General features: G+C 57.8%; 19 protein-coding genes. 4 read left to right on the top strand and 15 right to left on the bottom strand.

Translation table 11 applies throughout. The annotated features are described in order from the left end of the window. Positions 1-46 precede the first annotated feature (46 nt). Positions 47-1,003 (top strand): tetratricopeptide repeat protein, encoded by a 957-nt coding sequence (locus tag C5F52_RS09320; protein WP_104798075.1) that lies wholly within the window; start codon positions 47-49, stop codon positions 1,001-1,003. A gap of 8 nt (positions 1,004-1,011) precedes the next feature. Here the strand turns inward: C5F52_RS09320 and C5F52_RS09315 are convergent, their stop codons facing one another. From C5F52_RS09315 to pyk, 5 genes are all read right to left on the bottom strand, one after another. Next, the gene (locus C5F52_RS09315) at positions 1,012-1,347 is read right to left on the bottom strand and encodes a BrnA antitoxin family protein (protein ID WP_104798074.1); all 336 of its coding nucleotides are present in this window, start codon (positions 1,345-1,347) and stop codon (positions 1,012-1,014) included. Continuing rightward, the gene (locus C5F52_RS09310) at positions 1,334-1,600 is read right to left on the bottom strand and encodes a BrnT family toxin (protein ID WP_104798073.1); all 267 of its coding nucleotides are present in this window, start codon (positions 1,598-1,600) and stop codon (positions 1,334-1,336) included. Before C5F52_RS09310 ends, C5F52_RS09315 begins: the two co-directional genes overlap by 14 nt. Before the next feature lie 150 nt (positions 1,601-1,750). Further along, positions 1,751-2,656, bottom strand: a complete 906-nt coding sequence (locus C5F52_RS09305) for a phosphoribosylaminoimidazolesuccinocarboxamide synthase (protein WP_104798072.1) — start codon at positions 2,654-2,656, stop codon at positions 1,751-1,753. Positions 2,657-2,659: 3 nt separating this feature from the next. After that, entirely contained in the window at positions 2,660-3,724 is a 1,065-nt protein-coding gene (gene fba / locus C5F52_RS09300) for a class II fructose-bisphosphate aldolase (RefSeq protein WP_104798071.1), read from the bottom strand. A gap of 110 nt (positions 3,725-3,834) precedes the next feature. Further along, entirely contained in the window at positions 3,835-5,268 is a 1,434-nt protein-coding gene (gene pyk, locus C5F52_RS09295; protein ID WP_104798070.1) for a pyruvate kinase, read from the bottom strand. Between the two features lie 224 nt (positions 5,269-5,492). Between pyk and C5F52_RS09290 the strand changes: the two genes are divergently transcribed. Further along, positions 5,493-6,578 (top strand): fatty acid desaturase, encoded by a 1,086-nt coding sequence (locus C5F52_RS09290; protein ID WP_104798069.1) that lies wholly within the window; start codon positions 5,493-5,495, stop codon positions 6,576-6,578. Positions 6,579-6,665: 87 nt separating this feature from the next. Here the strand turns inward: C5F52_RS09290 and C5F52_RS09285 are convergent, their stop codons facing one another. The 10 genes from C5F52_RS09285 to C5F52_RS09240 all read right to left on the bottom strand — a co-directional run bounded on the left by C5F52_RS09285 (position 6,666) and on the right by C5F52_RS09240 (position 15,970). After that, positions 6,666-6,989, bottom strand: coding sequence for a DNA-binding transcriptional regulator (locus C5F52_RS09285; protein ID WP_104798068.1), 324 nt, complete (start codon positions 6,987-6,989; stop codon positions 6,666-6,668). Further along, entirely contained in the window at positions 6,979-7,395 is a 417-nt protein-coding gene (locus tag C5F52_RS09280; protein WP_236657796.1) for a type II toxin-antitoxin system RelE/ParE family toxin, read from the bottom strand. Before C5F52_RS09280 ends, C5F52_RS09285 begins: the two co-directional genes overlap by 11 nt. 121 nt (positions 7,396-7,516) lie before the next feature. After that, complete coding sequence (locus tag C5F52_RS09275; protein ID WP_104798066.1) at positions 7,517-7,816, bottom strand: hypothetical protein; 300 nt, start codon at positions 7,814-7,816, stop codon at positions 7,517-7,519. A gap of 90 nt (positions 7,817-7,906) precedes the next feature. Next, positions 7,907-9,100: a phosphoglycerate kinase gene (locus C5F52_RS09270; protein ID WP_104798065.1), complete on the bottom strand. Its 1,194-nt coding sequence runs from the start codon at positions 9,098-9,100 to the stop codon at positions 7,907-7,909. A gap of 120 nt (positions 9,101-9,220) precedes the next feature. Then, positions 9,221-10,744 (bottom strand): UxaA family hydrolase, encoded by a 1,524-nt coding sequence (locus C5F52_RS09265; protein ID WP_104798064.1) that lies wholly within the window; start codon positions 10,742-10,744, stop codon positions 9,221-9,223. Continuing rightward, complete coding sequence (locus C5F52_RS09260; protein WP_104798063.1) at positions 10,744-11,499, bottom strand: SDR family oxidoreductase; 756 nt, start codon at positions 11,497-11,499, stop codon at positions 10,744-10,746. Before C5F52_RS09260 ends, C5F52_RS09265 begins: the two co-directional genes overlap by 1 nt. A 21-nt stretch (positions 11,500-11,520) precedes the next feature. After that, positions 11,521-12,426: an NAD(P)-dependent oxidoreductase gene (locus tag C5F52_RS09255; RefSeq protein ID WP_104798179.1), complete on the bottom strand. Its 906-nt coding sequence runs from the start codon at positions 12,424-12,426 to the stop codon at positions 11,521-11,523. Positions 12,427-12,468: 42 nt separating this feature from the next. Then, positions 12,469-13,419, bottom strand: coding sequence for a sugar kinase (locus tag C5F52_RS09250; protein WP_104798062.1), 951 nt, complete (start codon positions 13,417-13,419; stop codon positions 12,469-12,471). A gap of 21 nt (positions 13,420-13,440) precedes the next feature. Then, positions 13,441-14,190: an SDR family oxidoreductase gene (locus C5F52_RS09245; protein WP_104798061.1), complete on the bottom strand. Its 750-nt coding sequence runs from the start codon at positions 14,188-14,190 to the stop codon at positions 13,441-13,443. 43 nt (positions 14,191-14,233) lie between these two features. Then, positions 14,234-15,970, bottom strand: a complete 1,737-nt coding sequence (locus tag C5F52_RS09240; RefSeq protein ID WP_104798060.1) for an IlvD/Edd family dehydratase — start codon at positions 15,968-15,970, stop codon at positions 14,234-14,236. Between the two features lie 116 nt (positions 15,971-16,086). Between C5F52_RS09240 and C5F52_RS09235 the strand changes: the two genes are divergently transcribed. Beyond that, entirely contained in the window at positions 16,087-17,043 is a 957-nt protein-coding gene (locus C5F52_RS09235) for a 2-hydroxyacid dehydrogenase (RefSeq protein WP_104798059.1), read from the top strand. 101 nt (positions 17,044-17,144) lie between these two features. Continuing rightward, entirely contained in the window at positions 17,145-18,527 is a 1,383-nt protein-coding gene (locus tag C5F52_RS09230; protein WP_104798058.1) for an ABC transporter substrate-binding protein, read from the top strand. Positions 18,528-18,541 lie beyond the last annotated feature (14 nt).

Here is an 18,541-nt window from a genome sequence, read left to right as displayed (position 1 = left end):
TGTGGCTGTGTGTGTAAGCAAAAACGAATTTTAAGACGGGACCCCCATGATCGATGTGACGATGGAAAATTTCGAGGCCGACGTGATCGCCGCCTCACAAACCACCCCCGTGTTGGTGGACTTCTGGGCCGACTGGTGCGCCCCCTGCAAATCGCTAGGCCCTGTGCTGGAAAAGCTAGAAGCCGACTACGCAGGTCGCTTCAAGCTGGTCAAAATCAACGCGGACACCGAGCAGCAGCTGGCGGGCGCTTTTGGCGTGAAGAGCCTGCCCACCTGCATTTTGTTGATGGGTGGTCGCCCTGTGGACGGTTTCATGGGCGCGATTCCCGAAGGCAAAGTGCGTGAATTCCTCGACAAACACCTGCCCTCGGATGGCGAAGTCGCCGCACAAGCCGACGCGCAAGAAGCCGAACAGCTCCTGCAAGCGGGTGACGCACACGCCGCCTTGGCCAAACTCAGCGAAGCCCTGAGCCTCAACCCCGCAGACGACGAAACCCGCTACAACTTGGTCAAACTGCTGATTTCGGTCGGTGAATTGGCCGAAGCCGAGGCCGCGCTGAGCCCCAAGCTCACCGAAATTCCGCTGCAACTGCGCTTTGACGCGCTGAACTATTGGCTCAAAGCTTTGCAATTCGTGGCCACCGACGAGCGCGGCGGCTGGACTTTTGAGCAATTTGACGCCCTCATCGCCCAAAACAAACGCGACTTCGACAGCCGCTTGGCCAAAGCCCGCTTGCTCATCGCCGCCGAGCTGTTTGAAAACGCGATGGAAGAGTTGCTCGAAATCATCATGCGCGACAAGGCGTGGAACAACGACGTGGCGCGCAAAACCTATGTCTCGATCTTGGAACTCATGACGCCCCCCAAGCCCAAAACGGACGATGCCGCCTTCGGCAAATCCGCAGGCGGCATCGAGTTAACCGGCAAAGCTGCGGTGCAAGAAGACCCCTTGCTGGAGATGATTTCTCGCTACCGCCGCAAGCTCAGCATGGCGCTGAACTGATAGCGCCTTTAGCTGAGCGGGTGCTCGTGGATGTATTGACGCAACGCTGAATTCATACGAGTTTGCCAGCCCTTTCCCGTCGCTTTGAATGCGCTTAGCAAATCAGCATCCAAACGGATGGCTGTAAACACCTTGGTGGCTTCGGCTTTTGGACGACCGCGTGGCCGCTTCAATGCCACCAAGGCGTCGTACACATGTGCTGACAACGCCTCTTTTGCGGGCTTGGCATGGCTGTCCCATGCCTGCGCCAGCTCTCGGGCATCAGCATCTGCCGCAATGCCCGATTGAATCGCTGCATCGTCTTGGGCTGTTGGCAATACGGTGCCCGCTTTAAGCTTCGGCATAACTCTTCACCTCTCGTAAATTGGCTTTGCGCAAACTGATGACACGCACTGCGCTTGCACGCAAACAAAACACCATCACACACAAGCGCTCTTCCACATACCCCTTGGCTTCATACCTTGGTTCGGCATACGCCTGTCGGCGATCCTCCAAAATGAGTGCGGTTTCCCAATCAAAATACGCCGCATCCGACAAGCGCAAGCCGTGCTTTGTGAAATTGCTCTCGTCTTTGGCCAAGTCAAATTCGTAGTGCATGGAATGGCTGAATTAATGTATTAACAATAAATCAATTTGTCAAGGCTGACAAAGCTCCATTCTTCAAGGGTCAGGCACAAAAATGACCCGCCAAAAGTCAAAAACCCCGCTTGTAACAAGCGGGGTTTTCACAAATCAAAGCAGGAAAGATCAGTCCTTCAACCGTTCCCAAGCCTCTTGGTACTTGGCGGCGGTTTGGGCAATCACCGCTTGCGGCAAATGCGGCGCAGGCGGTGATTTGCTCCAGGGCTTGCCTTGAACTTGGGCGGTTTCCAGCCAGTCGCGCAAGAACTGCTTGTCATAGCTCGGTGGGTTCACCCCGTCTTTGAAACTCTGCGCGTAGCGATCAGCCGGCCAATAGCGTGAGGAGTCGGGCGTGAGCACCTCGTCCATCAGCACCAAGTCGTTGTTGGCATCGAGGCCAAATTCAAACTTCGTGTCGGCAATGATGATGCCTTTGGCCGCCGCCACGTCGCGCGCAGTTTCGTACAAAGCGATGCTGACGGTTTTGATCTTCTCGGCCAAGCTGCCGCCAATCATGTCGACCACTTGTTCGTAGGTGATGTTCTCATCGTGGTCGCCCACGGCCGCTTTGGCGGCGGGTGTGAAGATGGGCTCTGGCAACTTGCTGGCGTTCTTCAAACCTTTGGGCAGCTTGACGCCGCACACCGCTTGGTTTTCTTGGTATTCCTGCCAACCGCTGCCGGCCAAATACCCGCGCACCACCGCTTCCACGGGGATGGGCTTCAAGCGCTTGACCAACATCGAACGGCCCGTGACTTGCGCCACTTCGTCTGCACTCACCACGCTCTCGGGCGCTTCGCCCGTCAGGTGATTGGGGCAAATGTGGCCGAGTTTGCCAAACCAAAACAAAGCCATCTTGGTCAGCAACTCGCCCTTGCCGGGGATGGCCTCGCCCATGATGACGTCAAACGCGCTGATGCGGTCCGACGCGACCATCAAGATGCGGTCGTCGCCCACGGCATAGTTGTCGCGCACTTTGCCGCGCGCCAACAGGGGCAGGGAGGTCAAAGCAGAGGTATGCAAAGCGGTCATGAATTACTTCACCAGTTGGGCGAGTTCGCCCTTGGCGTATTTGGCAGCGACGATTTGCAGGTTGTCGCCCTTGATCTTGCTGCCTTGGCCTTCGCAACCGAATTCCAAGTAACGTTGCTTGCAAATGGCCATGGCGGCTTCACGGGCGGGCTTGAGCCACTCGCGGGCATCGAACTTCTCTGGGTTCTCGAACAAGAACTTGCGCACCGCGCCGGTCATGGCCAAGCGGATGTCGGTGTCAATGTTGATCTTGCGCACGCCGTGCTTGATGGCTTCTTGAATTTCAGACACGGGCACGCCGTAGGTCTCTTTCATCTTGCCGCCGTACTGGTTGATGATGGCCAGCAGGTCTTGCGGCACGCTGGAAGAGCCGTGCATCACCAAGTGGGTGTTGGGAATGCGTGCGTGAATTTCTTTCACGCGGCTGATGGCCAAGATGTCGCCCGTGGGCATACGGCTGAATTTGTAAGCGCCGTGGCTGGTGCCGATGGCGATGGCCAAAGCATCGAGCTGCGTGGCTTTGACGAACTGAGCGGCCTCTTCGGGGTCGGTCAGCATTTGGCTGTGGTCGAGTTTGCCTTCAGCGCCCACGCCGTCTTCTTCACCGGCTTCACCGGTTTCCAAATTGCCCAAGCAACCCAACTCGCCCTCGACCGACACGCCCACTTTGTGGGCCATGGCCACCACTTGTTGGGTGACTTGCACGTTGTACTCAAAGCTAGAAGGGGTTTTGCCGTCTTCCATCAACGAGCCGTCCATCATGACGGAGCCGAAGCCGAGGTCGATCGCGCCTTGGCAGATTTTGGGCGAGGTGCCGTGGTCTTGGTGCATGACCAAGGGGATGTGTGGGTAGGCTTCGGTGGCTGCTTGGATCAAATGCTTGATGAACGACTCACCCGCGTATTTGCGAGCGCCAGCGCTGGCTTGCAAGATCACAGGAGCGCCCACTGCATCGGCAGCGGCCATGACGGCCTGCACTTGCTCTAAGTTGTTGACGTTGAAGGCGGGAATGCCGTAACCCTGCTCTGCAGCGTGGTCCAAAAGTTCGCGCATCGAAACGAGTGCCATGGAAGATTTCCTCTAAAGTTAAAAACTTGTAAAACTGCCCAAATTTTAAGCGTGGCAGCTTGGCGGGAAGCTGACAGAACGTAGCTGCCTCGCCCCCACCTCAAAAACAATCACGCCACTTCGCAAATGCGCAGCATGTTGGTACCGCCAGGCGTGCCCATGGGGTCGCCGCAGGTGATGGCGTACACATCGCCTTTGTCCATGATGCCGCGTGACTTCAAGCGCGCTTCGGCTTGAGCCAAGGCCGTATCGCGGTCGGCGCTGGTGTCCATCAACAAGGGGCGCACGTTGCGAAACAACGCCATGCGACGTTGCGAGGTGACTTTGGTGGTCAACGCGTAAATGGGGATGTGAATGCGGTGACGGCTCATCCACAAGGCCGTCGAGCCTGACTCGGTCAAGGCCACGATGGCCTTGGCGCCCAAGTGGTGGGCCGTGAACAAGGCGCCCATGGCGATGGTTTGGTCAATGCGGCTGAAGGTTTGGCCTGTGAAATCGGCGTCCAACTCCACTTGCTCAGCGCCTTCGGCGGCGGCGCAGATTTTGGCCATTTCTTCCACGGTTTCGAGCGGGTATTTGCCAGCGGCGGTTTCGGCGCTGAGCATCACGGCGTCGGTGCCGTCGAGCACGGCGTTGGCCACGTCACTCACCTCGGCGCGGGTGGGCACGGGGTTGGTGATCATGCTTTCCATCATCTGGGTGGCGGTGATCACCACTTTGTCGTGCTGGCGGGCCAGCTTGATCATGCGTTTTTGCAAGGCGGGCACAGCGGCATTGCCGACCTCGACCGCCAAATCGCCACGCGCCACCATGATGCCGTCGCTGGCACGCAGGATGGCTTCGAGGTGGGGAATGGCTTCGGCGCGTTCAATTTTGGCAATCAGGCCGGGTTTGTGGCCGTATTCGGCACCCGCCACGTTGCACAGCTGACGCGCCATTTCCATGTCGGTGGCGTTTTTAGGGAAGCTGACGGCCACGTAATCGGCCTGAAAACTCATGGCGGTGCGGATGTCGTCCATGTCCTTGGCGGTCAACGCAGGCGCGGTCAAGCCGCCACCTTGTTTGTTGATGCCTTTGTTGTTGGACAACTCGCCACCCACTTTGACGGTGGTGAGCACTTGCTCGCCACGCACGGCATCCACGGTCAACACGATCAAGCCATCGTTGAGCAAGAGCAAGTCGCCGGGCTTCACATCGCGGGGCAGCTCTTTGTAGTCCAAGCCCACGCCCTGCAGGTCGCCGAGTTCGGTGCGTGAGGCGTCGAGCACAAATTTGGCGCCGTTCTCCAACATCACCTTGCCATCTGCAAACTTGCCGACGCGGATTTTGGGACCTTGCAAGTCGGCCATGATGGCCACTTCACGGCCCGCACGCACAGCGGCTTCGCGCACCAAATGGGCACGGTCAATGTGGTCTTGGGCTTTGCCGTGGCTGAAATTCAAGCGGACCACGTTGACGCCGGCGCGGATCATTTGCTCAAGCAACGCGGGATCGCTGGAAGCTGGGCCTAAAGTAGCAACAATTTTGGTGGCGTGACGGGGCATTCAGAGTCTCCTTGTGTGTATTCTTTGCACTGATTCTCACATGTTTGACTTGCAACTTTTGCAAAGCACACACCCCATTTCTAGGGGCATGACCGACCAAAGCCCGTACCGCGCAAGGGCTGACGCCAGCGAATCGGCTTGAGAAAGCACAAAAAGCGATAATCAGGCACGCATTTGATTCAAATCAGTGCAAATTGCCTCGGCAACCCTAAGATTCAGCGACTATGACCACCAACATCCAACCTATTCTTCCCGGCGAACCGATGCCACACCGCAAAGTCATGCGCGAGTGGCTGCTGCCTTTGGCAGAGCGCACCACGGGCCTTGCGTTCGTTTTACTGATTACGGATTACATTTTGTGGGCCGCTTTGCTCACCGGCACCGTGCTGTTTGACGCATGGTGGGCCAAGCTCTTGTGCGGTTTGGTCGCTGGCTTCGTGATTGGCCGCCTGTTCATCTTGGGCCACGACGCCTGTCACCAAAGCTTGACGCCGCACCGCAACCTCAACAAGTGGTTGGGCCGCATCGCCTTCTTGCCCTCGTTGACCGCCTACAGCCTGTGGGACATCGGCCACAACGTGGTGCACCACGGCTACACCAACCTGAAAAACTTCGACTTCGTCTGGGCCCCCTACACCCCCGAAGAATTCGCCGCACTCAGCACCTTCGAAAAACTGCGTGACCGCGTTTACCGCAGCGGCTGGGCACCTGGCCTGTACTACATGATCGAAATCTGGTGGAACAAGATGGTGTTCCCCAACGAAAAGAACATGCCCACACGCCGCCCCATCTTCACCAAAGACTGCTGGTTGATCACGGTGTTTGGTTTCGCATGGGTCGCCGTGATGGCTTGGGCCGCTGTGGCGACTGAGCAATCGATTGGCTACATCTTGTTGATGGGCGTGGTGGTGCCGTTCTTCTTCTGGGTCACCATGATTGGTTTTGTGGTGTACGTGCACCACACCCATGTGGATGTGTCTTGGCACGAAGAGCGCACCGGCTGGTCTAAGGCCTCGCCTTTTGTGTCCACCACCGTGCACTTGACCTTCCCCATGCACATCGGCGCGCTGATGCACCACATCATGGAGCACACCGCTCACCACTTGGACATGAGCATTCCTCTGTACAAGCTGAAGCAAGCACAAAGCAAACTCGAAGAATTGCTGCCCGAACGCATCATCGTTCAGCCCTTCTCGTGGCGCTGGTATGTGCAAACCGCTCGCGACTGCAAGCTGTATGACTTCAAAACCGACAGCTGGATGACCTATGACGGCAAAGTCACCAGCCCTCGGGCGATGAAAGCGGCCTGAGCCTCTTAAGCAGCCTGACTCAACGAAAAAGCCCCGCAATGCGGGGCTTTTTAATTGCGAGGTTGAGAGGCGACACATCAAATACTTTTAAAGCACCGCCTCTAGACCCTTACGCTCTAACAAACTGAGCAATTTGAGCGATGGACCGCTCGGGTGCTTGTCACCCAACTCCCATTTACGCACCGTCGAAATGCTGGTGTTGAGCACCGCAGCCAACACGGCTTGGCTCAATTGCAAACTCTGTCGCAAATCACGAATCTTGGCGCTGTCAAAGTCAGCCACGGGCGCAATGCACAACGCATCAAACTTGTTCATCTTGCGCTTGTCGATAAAGCCCAAACGATGCAAATCATGCGCCGTTTCGTGCGCAGCTTCTAGCAATCGACTTTTTGTTTTTGATTCAGTGCTCATGACAAATCTCCTTCAATGCCCCATCAACGACTGCAATCGCCAGTTCATCACTACTTCTGAGCAGTAGCTCGGAAGCCAAGTCTTGCAAAACATCCAACTCATCGCCATCAATGTTGGTGCGTTCGTTTTTCTCAAAACCAAAAACAAAAAACCATCGATTGTTTTTGTTAGTCGCCACCAAGGTTCGTGCGCCACTGCGTTTGCCACGGCCCGCCAAGCCCACGCGCTTTTTAACCAATCCATGGCCAAGGTCTGCATCGATCAAACCTTGCGACATTTCTCGCACTGCTGTGCATAAAGCCACGTCCGTGAGATCGGTCTTGCGCATCCATCGGTCAAAGTGACGCGTTTTGAAAACTCTCATTTCAATTATGCCACTTAGTGGCATAGATTTAATCATCGCCATGGCTCACCTTGCAGGACAGGAGTCCATGCAAGATACCCATGCGATAGCGTTTTAGTGCAAGTAAAAATCGTAAAAAAGCCCCTCGCATCTGACATGCGAGGGGCTTGTGATTACCTGATCGTCAATTCGCGCAAATTTTCTCGCCTGTGGATTCGCGCTTGAAGCAATTCATGGGTAGTTTGTCATCAGCGCCGTTCAGCCTTGGGGGCGGTGATGGGTAGCGGTAGCGGTCTTTCATTTCCTTCTCCCATTCTTGGCCTTGAGCTTTTTGCTTCGTCTGACAGTCTTGAATTGCCGCATGGTTCGGCAAATTGACGCAACTCTGAGGCGAGCCAATCGGAAAGGGCTGCAACGGTTGCGCCCAGACAACCAACGGAAAAAGGACAACGCCAGCGCAAACAAATTTGACCGTGAAACGCATCTTTAAACCCTCCAATGAAAACACGGGCAAAGATACCCGTGTTACTTGGTGCGCCGTTGAGTTCAACTCAACTTGACATCAGGCCCTCGCTCAACCGGCTGCGCGCTTGGTCAAGATCTCAAAAGCAGGCAAGGTCTTGCCTTCCAAGATTTCCAAGAAAGCGCCACCGCCGGTGGAGATGTAGCCCACTTGTTTTTCAATGCCGTATTTGGCAATGGCCGCCAAGGTGTCGCCGCCGCCCGCAATGCTGAAGGCGCTGGATTCGGCAATGGCTTGCGCAATCACCTTGGTACCGTTTTCAAACGCGGCAAATTCAAACACGCCCACAGGACCGTTCCACACGATGGTGCCTGCCGATTTGAGTTGCGTGGCCAACCTGGCTGCGGTCTCGGGGCCAATGTCCAAAATCAGGTCGTCGTCGGCCACTTCGGTAGCTTTTTTCACGGTGGCCACAGCATCGACCGAGAAGGTTTTGGCGGTCACCACGTCGGTGGGAATCGGCACTTCGGCGCCGCGTGCCTTCATCAAGGCGATCACGGCTTTGGCTTCGTCGATCAAATCGGGTTCGGCCAAGCTCTTGCCGATCTTCAGGCCCGCCGCCAGCATGAAGGTGTTGGCAATGCCGCCACCCACGATGAGCTGGTCCACGTTGCTGGCCAGGCTCTTCAGAATCGTCAACTTGGTGCTGACCTTGCTGCCAGCCACGATGGCGGCCAAGGGGCGCTTAGGCGCGGCCAAGGCTTTTTGGATGGCATCAATTTCAGCCGCCAACAAAGGACCTGCGCAGGCGATGGGCGCGAATTGCGCAATGCCATAAGTGGTGCCTTCGGCGCGGTGGGCGGTGCCAAATGCGTCGTTCACAAAAATATCGCACAGCGCGGCCATTTTGCGAGCCAAGTCTTCGTTGTTCTTTTTCTCGCCCTTGTTGACACGGCAATTTTCCAACAACACCACTTGACCAGGGGCCACGGTCACGCCGTCCACCCAGTTAGCGATGAGCGGCACATCGCGGCCCAACAGCTCACCCAAACGCTTGGCGACAGGGGCCAACGAATCTTCGGGTTTGAACTCGCCTTCGGTGGGGCGACCCAAATGGCTGGTCACCATCACGGCGGCACCTGCGGCCAGCGCCATTTGAATGCAAGGCACCGAAGCGCGAACACGCGTATCTTCGGTGATGGCACCGCTGTCGTCTTGCGGCACGTTCAGGTCGGCACGGATGAAAACACGTTGGCCTTGGGCTTTGCCGTTGGCGCACAGATCAGAGAAGCGAATGACGTTCATGATGGGCTGAGTTTGAAATTGAATAACCCGCCTATTCTAAAAGTCTGGGCTTGCTGAGCCTGACACGCCACGACCAGCCCCTACGCGTGAGGCTGGTCGTTGAAAACAGTGCAAGCAGCCTTACATCACCGCACCAAGCTGCCACGGCACAAACTCGTTTTGGCCATAACCGTGTTGCTCGCTCTTGGTGTGTTGCCCCGAGGCAGCGGCGATCATCATTTGAAAGATGCGTTCGCCTGCTTGCTGCACGGTTTCTGAGCCATCCACCACGCCGCCGCAGTTGATGTCCATGTCGTCTTCTTGGCGCTGCCACAACGCCGTGTTGGTGGCCAACTTCAGCGACGGGCTGGGCGCGCAGCCGTAGGCTGAGCCGCGTCCGGTGGTGAAGCAAATCAAGTTGGCGCCACCCGCGACTTGGCCGGTGGCCGACACGGGGTCGTAGCCCGGTGTGTCCATGTACACAAAGCCTTTGGCGATGATGGGCTGGGCGTACTCATACACATCCACCAAGTTGGTGGTGCCGCTTTTGGCAATGGCCCCCAAACTCTTTTCGAGGATGGTGGTCAGGCCGCCCGCCTTGTTACCGGCGGAGGGGTTGTTGTCCATTTGCATGTTGTTGCGGCGGGTGTAGGCCTCCCACCACGCAATGCGTGCGCGCAATTTGTCGGCCACGGCCACGCTGACGGCGCGGCGTGTGAGCAAGTGTTCCCCACCGTAAATTTCGGGGGTCTCCGACAGCACGGCCGTGCCGCCGTGGCGCACCAACAGATCGACTGCAGCGCCCAACGCGGGGTTGGCGCTGATGCCCGAATACCCGTCGCTGCCACCGCACTGCAAGCCCACGGTCAAGTGGCTCAAGGGCACGGGCTCGCGCGTCGCGCGGTTCGCCTCGGGCAACATGGCTTTGATCAGCGCCACGCCTTTGTCAACCGTCTTGCGCGTGCCGCCTGTGTCTTGGATGTTGAAGGTGGCCAACTTCACGTTTTCTTGCAAACCTTCTTGCGCGATCAAGCCTGTGATTTGGTTGGTCTCGCAGCCCAAGCCCACCACCAGCACGGCCGCAAAGTTGGGGTGCTTGGCGTAGCCGCCCAAGGTGCGGCGCAGCACTTGCAGTTCTTCGCCATCGCTGGCTGTGGCACAGCCCATGCCGTGGGTCAGCGCGACCACGCCATCGACGTTGGGAAAGTCGGCCAAGGCTTCGGGGCGAATGTCGCGTCGAAAGTAATCGGCAATGGCACGCGCCGCTGTGGCCGAGCAATTGACCGAGGTCAACACGCCGATGTAGTTGCGCGTGGCCACACGGCCGTCCGCACGCACGATGCCTTGGAACGTGGCGGGTTGGTCCACATACGCGGTGGGTTGCGCGGCGGCGCCGGGTGCGTGCTCACGTGCAAAGTCACTGAAGGCCAAGTTGTGCGTGTGCACATGTTCGCCCGCGGCAATGTCGCGTGTCGCCATGCCAATGATTTGGTCGTAACGACGCACAGGCTGCCCTTTGGCAATCGCGCAAGTCGCCACTTTGTGGCCTGGAGGCACCAAGCCCGAGACGGCCACGCCCTCTTGCGCCAACACCGTGCCACCCACCAATTGCGAACGCGCAATGACCACGTTGTCTTGCGCATGGATGCGGATGACGGGTGACATCAGTTCGACCACCCGCCGTCAATGACTTGCGACGTGCCCGTGGTGAAGCTCGACTCATCGCTGGCCAAGTACACGGCCAACATGGCAATTTCTTCCACACGGCCCACGCGCCCCATCGGCTGACGCGCCACAAAAGCAGCTTCCACTTGCGCAATGGTTTGACCGCTGGCCTGTGCCTGCGCCGAGATACGGTCACGCAAAGACGGCGACTCGACGGTGCCCGGGCAAATCGCATTGCAACGCACGCCGGTGGTGATGTAGTCGGCAGCCACCGCCTTGGTCAAACCGATGATGGCGGCTTTGGTGGTGCCATACACAAACCGGTTGGGCGCGCCCTTGATGCTGCCCGCCACCGAGGCTACGTTGATGATGGAGCCTTTGCCTTTTTTCAGCATGCCGGGCAAAAACGCTTTGATCATGTGGAACTGCGAGCGCACGTTGAGGTTGAACGCAAAGTCCCACTCGGCTTCGGTGCAATCCAGCACGGTGCCTGCGTGCACAAAACCCGCGCCGTTGAACAACACATCGATGTCGCCATGCTTGGCGTGTGCCGCTTGAATGGCCGCGTCGCTGGTGACGTCCAACACGTCGATGGCGCAGCCGCACTCTTGCTTCAAAGATTCCAGTGCGGCGGCATTCACGTCGGTGGCGATGACCTTGGCACCTTCGCGCACAAAGGCCAACGCGGTGGCGCGGCCAATCCCTTGACCTGCGGCGGTGACGAGGGCTGTTTTTCCTGCTAAACGATTGCTCATGGTTGTCTCTCTGTTTGTGGTTTAAGTGTTGGAAGTTTTAGGCACCAAAGTGGCGCCCGTGATGCGTTCTTGCGCCTCGACCAGCGAGGGCACGAATTTTTTGCCAAAGCCCAAGGCGCTGGCCATGCTGAGTGACTGATGCACCGCCTCGCCCATCAGCGTGGGCACGCCCATGCCCTCGGCCAAGTGGGTGTAGTAACGGATGTCTTTGCGCGCGTTGTCGAGCTCGAATTTCAAGCCCGTCAAATCACCATCCAAAGTTTTGGCCATGGCTTGGAACAAGCCGGAGTTCACAGGACCCGCGCCCACCAAGGCGACGAGTTGCTTGGGGTCGATGCCTGCACGTTGGCCCACCGCAAAGGCCTCAGCGGTCGCCGTGCAAATGGCTTGGCCAATGAAATTGTTGAGCAGCTTGATGCCGTGGCCTGCACCCGGCCCGCCCACATGGAACACGTTTTCTGCGCAGCATTTCAAAATAGGTTCGAGTTGGGCAAACACCGCAGGCTCAGCGCCCACCATGATGTTGAGCCGGCCCGCTTCGGCCTCGACGGGCGAACGTGCCAGCGGCGCATCGACAAAGGTCACGCCTTTGTCGTGTGCCAGTTCGCGCAAATGCGTGGTGGAGTGCGGCTCGCTGGTGGAGCAATCGACGATCACCAAGCCAGCCTTGGGTTTGGACAACAAACCATTCGCCCCCGACACCACGGCCTCCACTTGGGGCGAACCGGTGACGCAAATCAGCACCACATCACACGTCGCGCCTAGCTCGGCCGCATTCGCCGCGAGGGTGGCGCCCGCGTCCAACAAATCTTGCACACGGTCACGCTGCTTGTGGACCGTGATTGCGACTTGCTGGCCTTTGGCAAGTAAGTTTTTTGCCATGCCGTGGCCCATGAGGCCGGATGCACCGATGTACCCAATTTTCATGTCGTCTCCTTGATGTTTGTCGTTGCTTTGGTTCATTGAAATTCACACACCCGCCGCGTTCAACTCAGCGCGGGTGGGCAAGCCTTCGCAATCGCCACGCACTTGCACCGCGCGTGCGCCCAGCCATGCGCCGCGACGTGCGGCTTTTTCTAGCGATGCGCCCTCCAGCAAAGCGCTGATCACGCCCACCGCAAACGCGTCACCCGCGCCCACGGTGTCCACCACTTGCGCCACGGGGAACGCGGGCACGAAGGCACAGCCTGCAGGGCCATCCACATACGCCCCTTGCGCGCCCAACTTGACGACCACCTGCGTGGCACCGGCCTCGCGGTAAAAACGCGCAATGTTTTGCGGCGTGTCGCAACCGGTGAGCTGACGGCCTTCATCCAAGCCGGGCAACACCCAATCGGCTTGCGCAGCCAACGCATTGAGGCTGTCGCGCATCACCGCGCGATCGGGCCACAACGCAGGGCGCAAATTCGGATCGAAGCTGATGGTTTTGTGGTGTGCCCGCATGTGGCGCATCGCCGCTTGCGTGGCGGCCATCGTGCTGGCCGACAGCGCCGGAAAAATACCGGTCACATGCAAATGACGGGCGCTGGCCAGCCACGGTAAATCTAAATGTTCGGGCCCCAGCTGACTGGCTGCCGAGTTCGCGCGTTGGTAGGCAATGGGTGGGTCTGAGCCATCGTCCACACGGCCCTTGCGCATAGAGGCGGTGAAACCGCCTGGCACGGTGGCTACGTGTGAACAATCAACGCCTTCGCGCTCAAAAGCTTGGCGCAAATAAACACCATTGGCATCGTCACCCAAGCGGCTGACCCAACCCACACGCAGACCCAAACGCGCCAAGCCCACGGCCACATTGGTTTCGGCCCCGGCCGTGTGTTGGCTGAAGCTTTGCACCGCAGCCAAGGGTCCTGTTTGCTCCGCGGCCCACAGCACCAAGGCCTCGCCCAGCGTCACCACATCAGGGGGTGCGGCGTGTGGCATGGGCTTGGAGGTGAGGGGCTTTTAGCCGCGGCCAACGAAGGGCATCTGGTTCGCCATCACGGTGACGAACAAGATGTTGGACGACAGCGGCAAGCTGGCCATGGTCATGAAGGTGTCGACCACCGAGCTCATTTCCATGCGGGCTTCGGGCTTGATGGTGCCGTCGGCTTGGTGCACACCATTGGCCATCTTGATGGTCATGTCGCTGGCCACGTTGCCAATGTCAATTTGACCCACCGCGATGTTCATGCCGCGGCCGTCCAAATTGGCCGCACGGGTCAAACCGCTGATGGCGTGTTTGGTGGCGGTATAGGCGATCGAGCCAGGGCGCGGTGCATGCGCCGAGATCGAACCGTTGTTGATGATGCGACCGCCTTGTGGCGACTGCGTTTGCATTTGCTTGAACGCGTGTGAGAGGCAATAAAACGCGCCGTTGAAATTGACATCCACCGCTTGACGCCACGTGTCCGCCGCCATGTCACCGGGGAGGGTGTAGGGCAGCGAAATGCCTGCGTTGTTGAACAACAGGTCCACGCGGCCAAATTTGGCCACCACGGTTTTAAACAGCTGTGCCACCTCTTCGTCTTTGCTCACATCGGTGGGCACGGCCAAGGCGTGACCGCTGTTGGCACCGGCTTCGGCGATGGCGGCATTGAGCGCATCGGCACGACGCCCCACCAAGGCCACTTGCCATCCGGCTTGGAGCAAGGCCAGCGCACACGCTTTGCCAATGCCTGAGCTTGCGCCCGTTACAACTGCTACTTTTGTCATCTCGCTTGTCCTCTTGAAATCTGGATAACTGGGAATCTGGAAGTTAATGGTTGTCTTTGGGCACGGCAGAGCCGCGCATACCACGCAAGAAGTCTAGGTCAGCACCTTCATCCGCTTGCAGCACATGGTCAATGTAGAGCTTCCAATAGCCGCTCTCCATCGCGGGGGCCGGTGGCGTCCAAGCGGCGCGACGGGTCGCCAACTCGGCGTCATCCACATGCAAATGCAGGCTGCGATTGGGCACGTCGAGGGTGATCAAGTCGCCGTTTTGCACCAAGGCCAAGGTGCCGCCCGCTGCGGCTTCAGGGGCGGTGTGCAACACCACGGTGCCGTAGGCCGTGCCGCTCATGCGCGCGTCGCTGATGCGCACCATGTCGGTGATGCCTTTGCGCAAGACCTTGGGTGGCAGCGGCATGTTGCCCACTTCGGCCATGCCGGGGTAGCCCTTGGGGCCGCAGTTCTTCAGCACCAAGATGCAGGTTTCGTCCACATCCAAATTTTCGTCGTCGATGCGTGCGTGGAAATCATTGCTGTCTTCAAACACCACCGCACGACCCGTGTGTGTCATCAACTCGGGGGTGGCCGCGCTGGGCTTGATCACCGCACCGCGTGGTGCCAAGTTGCCACGCAAGATGGCGATGCCGGCTTTCTCTTTGAAAGGCTGATCAAAAGGCTTGATGACTTCGGTGTTGTAGTTTTGAGCGTCCGCCACGTTTTCGCCCACGGTCTTGCCGTTGGCAGTGATGATCTCGGTGTGCAACAGGTGTGCAATTTCTTTCATCACCACGGGCAAGCCGCCGGCGTAGCAAAAGTCTTCCATCAGGTATTGGCCTGACGGCTGCAAGTTCACCAAGCAGGGCAATTCGCTGGCCAAACGGTCGAAGTCGTCGATGCTCAAAGGCACGCCCAAGCGACCCGCGATCGCGACCAAATGGATCACCGCGTTGGTGCTGCCACCAATGGCGGCCAAGGTGCGGATGGCGTTCTCAAACGCTTCACGGGTCAAGATTTGTGAGATCTTGATGTCGTCTTTCACCATCTGCACGATGCGTCGACCTGCGTCGCGGGCCAACACGTTGCGACGGCCATCCACCGCAGGGTAAGCGGCGTTGCCAGGCAAGCCAATGCCCAAAGCTTCGACCATGCTGGCCATGGTGCTGGCCGTGCCCATGGTCATGCAGTGGCCGTGGCTGCGGTGCATGCAGCTCTCAGCTTCAAAGAAATCTTGGAGCTTCAAGGTGCCTGCGCGCACTTGCTCGCTCATGCTCCACACGCCAGTGCCAGAGCCCAACTCTTGACCGCGCCACTTGCCGTTGAGCATCGGGCCGCCGCTCACGCCAATGGTGGGCAAGTTGGCGCTGGACGCACCCATGAGCAAACTGGGCGTGGTTTTGTCACAGCCCATCAACAGCACCACGCCGTCAATCGGATTGCCGCGAATGCTTTCTTCCACATCCATGGAGGCCAGGTTGCGGTACAGCATGGCGGTCGGGCGCAACAAGGTTTCGCCCAAGGACATCACGGGAAATTCGAGCGGAAAGCCACCTGCTTCATACACACCAATCTTGACCTGCTCAGCCAAGGTGCGGAAATGTGAGTTGCAAGGTGTGAGCTCGCTGAAGGTGTTGCAAATGCCAATGACCGGACGACCGTCAAACTGGTCGTGCGGCACGCCTTTGCCTTTGACCCAGCTGCGGTAGGCAAAGCCGTCGCGGTCTTGACGACCGAACCATTGTTGGCTGCGTAAATCTTCGGGGCGTTTTTTGGGCTGATCGGTCATCGGTGTCTCGCTGTTAGACGGTCTTACTGGTTTCCCCGCATCCACATGCAGGGCACCCGAGCATATTATGGTATGACGATTGAAATCCAACCCCGTAGAAGCCCTAGGAGCCCGCTTTGTCTCAAATTGATGTCTTGTCCGTGACCAAACTCTCGCCTTTGCTTGAACCGCAATTGCGTGCCGTCTTCAACCTGCATGATCGCCTGCACGAAACCGACCCTGCCGCGTTTGCCAAGATCGCGCCAAGCATTCGTGCCATCGCAGCCAGCGGTGAATCGAAGGTGCCCGCCTCGTTGATTGAGCAATTGCCCAAACTCGAAATCATCTCGGTCTTTGGTGTGGGCTATGACGGCGTCGATGTGGCGGCCGCCAAAGCACGCGACGTGATGGTGACCCACACGCCCAATGTGCTGAACGACGATGTGGCCGATTTGGCCATGGGCTTGATGCTGGCCGCCGCACGCCAATTGCCTGCCGCCGACCGTTACGTGAAAGACGGCAAATGGCCCACAGGCCCCATGCCCTTGGCCCGCAAAGTTTCGGGCGCACGGATGGGCATTGTGGGCATTGGCCGCATTGGCCAAGCCATCGCGCAACGCGCTCTGGCGTTCAACATGTCCGTGGCCTACACCGCACGCAGCGCCAAGGCTGACTTGCCCTTTACCTACTTTGCCACCCCCGAAGCCTTGGCCGCTGAAAGTGATTACTTGGTGGTCATCACCCCCGGCGGCGCGGGCACACGCAAGCTCATCAACGCGGACGTGCTCAAAGCCTTGGGCACCAAAGGTATTTTGGTCAACGTGGCACGCGGCACAGTGGTCGATGAAGCTGCCCTGATTGAGGCCTTGCAAAACGGCGTGATTGGTGGCGCAGGCTTGGATGTGTTTGAGAACGAGCCCAACGTGCCTGAAGCACTGCGGGCTTTCCCGCATGTGGTCTTGGCGCCGCACATTGGCAGCGCCACCACACAAACCCGCCAAGCCATGGCTGACTTGGCTTTCAACAACATGAAGTCGCATTTTGACGGGCATGCCGTGCACACCCCCGTGCCCGAATGCGCCACCAAGGGTTAACCCAAAAATGCGGGTAACTCCGCATTTTTGCCTCGCTCAATCATCATACGATAGCACCAAGGTTTAACCAACCTTGCATTTCCAACATAAGGAGACAACAGATGAAACTGAAAACTTGGCTGACTGGCGCAATGGTTGCGGCCGGCCTGATCACAGCAGTAGGCCCAGCATTTGCGCAAGAAAAATTGAACGTTTGGTGGGTCAAAGGCTTTTACAAAGCCGAAGACGACGCCTTGTTCGCGGCGATCAAAAAATTTGAAGAAAAGAACAAGGGCATCAAGATTGATTTGTCCCAGTACCCGATTCAAGACATGATCCCCAAGACCGTGGCAGCGCTTGACTCAGGCAGCCCACCTGACTTGGCTTACGCCGACACCTATGACTTCCAAGTCACAGCGAAGTGGGCGTATGACGGCAAATTGGAAGACATCACCAGCGTGATCGACAAAGTACGTAACAACTTTGAACCTGCAGCTCTGTCCACCACGTTCTTGTACAACAACCAAGACAAGAAACGCGCTTACTACGCCTACCCGATCAAGCAGCAAACCATGCACATCCAGTACTGGAAAGACATGCTCGCTGATTCGGGTTACAAAGAGAGCGACATTCCCACAGACTGGAAAGGCTACTGGGACTTCTGGTGCTCCAAAGTACAAACGGGCTATCGCCAAAAAACGGGCAAGCGCGGCTTTGGCACGGGCTTCCCCATGGGCGTGGACTCCACCGACTCATTCTTCTCGTTCCTGACCTTCATGGATGCGTACAACGTCAAGTTGGTGAACGACTCCGGCAAACTCTTGGTCGATGATCCCGCCGTGCGCGCTGGCCTGATCAATGCCTTGAACGACTACACCGCGGTCTACACCAAGGGCTGTACACCCCCGTCCTCCACCAGCTGGAAAGACCCGGACAACAACGTGGCATTCCACAACAAAACGACGGTCATGACGCACAACGCCACGATCTCGATCGCTGCCAAGTGGTTGGACGACATGAACAACGCTGCGCTCACGCAAGAGCAACGCGATTTGGGCAAGAAGAACTACTACGAGCTGATTGGTACAGCAGGTTTCCCATTGAAACCCGATGGCACCAAGATGACTTACCGTTCGGCGGTCAAAACAGGCGTGATCTTCAAGGATGCCAAGCGCAAAGATTTGGCCAAACAATTCTTGGCTTTCATGCTTGAAGAGCAAAACCTCACACCTTATGTGGAAGGTTCGCTCGGTCGTTGGTTCCCTGTGACCAAAGCGGCGCAACAGCGTCCCTTCTGGAAACAAGACCCCGCTCGTTTGGCTGTCTACAACCAGTTCATGAACGGTACACAACCCTTTGAGTTCACCAAGAACTACAAGTTCACTGTGCTGAACAACGAAAACGTGTGGGCCAAAGCCATGAACCGCATGTTGAATGAAAAAGTACCGACTGAAAAAGCTGTGGACGAGATGATCGCCCGCATCAAAGAAGTCGCCGGTAACTAAACCCAAAGCGCACA

This window comes from Limnohabitans sp. TS-CS-82 (genome assembly GCF_002943475.1).
Note: the sequence above shows the minus strand (reverse complement) of the source record. Positions and strands in the feature narration are given on the sequence as shown.

Bases quoted from the DNA above. Each gene is read 5' to 3' on its own strand.
- C5F52_RS09275 (WP_104798066.1), bottom strand. From the start codon at position 7,816: ATGCGTTTCACGGTCAAATTTGTTTGCGCTGGCGTTGTCCTTTTTCCG.
- C5F52_RS09285 (WP_104798068.1), bottom strand. From the start codon at position 6,989: ATGAGCACTGAATCAAAAACAAAAAGTCGATTGCTAGAAGCTGCGCAC.
- C5F52_RS09250 (WP_104798062.1), bottom strand. From the start codon at position 13,419: ATGCCACACGCCGCACCCCCTGATGTGGTGACGCTGGGCGAGGCCTTG.
- C5F52_RS09290 (WP_104798069.1), top strand. From the start codon at position 5,493: ATGACCACCAACATCCAACCTATTCTTCCCGGCGAACCGATGCCACAC.
- C5F52_RS09230 (WP_104798058.1), top strand. From the start codon at position 17,145: ATGAAACTGAAAACTTGGCTGACTGGCGCAATGGTTGCGGCCGGCCTG.
- C5F52_RS09315 (WP_104798074.1), bottom strand. From the start codon at position 1,347: ATGCCGAAGCTTAAAGCGGGCACCGTATTGCCAACAGCCCAAGACGAT.
- C5F52_RS09240 (WP_104798060.1), bottom strand. From the start codon at position 15,970: ATGACCGATCAGCCCAAAAAACGCCCCGAAGATTTACGCAGCCAACAA.
- C5F52_RS09320 (WP_104798075.1), top strand. From the start codon at position 47: ATGATCGATGTGACGATGGAAAATTTCGAGGCCGACGTGATCGCCGCC.
- fba (WP_104798071.1), bottom strand. From the start codon at position 3,724: ATGGCACTCGTTTCGATGCGCGAACTTTTGGACCACGCTGCAGAGCAG.
- C5F52_RS09280 (WP_236657796.1), bottom strand. From the start codon at position 7,395: ATGGCGATGATTAAATCTATGCCACTAAGTGGCATAATTGAAATGAGA.
- C5F52_RS09270 (WP_104798065.1), bottom strand. From the start codon at position 9,100: ATGAACGTCATTCGCTTCTCTGATCTGTGCGCCAACGGCAAAGCCCAA.
- C5F52_RS09245 (WP_104798061.1), bottom strand. From the start codon at position 14,190: ATGACAAAAGTAGCAGTTGTAACGGGCGCAAGCTCAGGCATTGGCAAA.
- C5F52_RS09265 (WP_104798064.1), bottom strand. From the start codon at position 10,744: ATGTCACCCGTCATCCGCATCCATGCGCAAGACAACGTGGTCATTGCG.
- C5F52_RS09255 (WP_104798179.1), bottom strand. From the start codon at position 12,426: ATGAAAATTGGGTACATCGGTGCATCCGGCCTCATGGGCCACGGCATG.
- C5F52_RS09310 (WP_104798073.1), bottom strand. From the start codon at position 1,600: ATGCACTACGAATTTGACTTGGCCAAAGACGAGAGCAATTTCACAAAG.
- pyk (WP_104798070.1), bottom strand. From the start codon at position 5,268: ATGCCCCGTCACGCCACCAAAATTGTTGCTACTTTAGGCCCAGCTTCC.
- C5F52_RS09260 (WP_104798063.1), bottom strand. From the start codon at position 11,499: ATGAGCAATCGTTTAGCAGGAAAAACAGCCCTCGTCACCGCCGCAGGT.
- C5F52_RS09305 (WP_104798072.1), bottom strand. From the start codon at position 2,656: ATGACCGCTTTGCATACCTCTGCTTTGACCTCCCTGCCCCTGTTGGCG.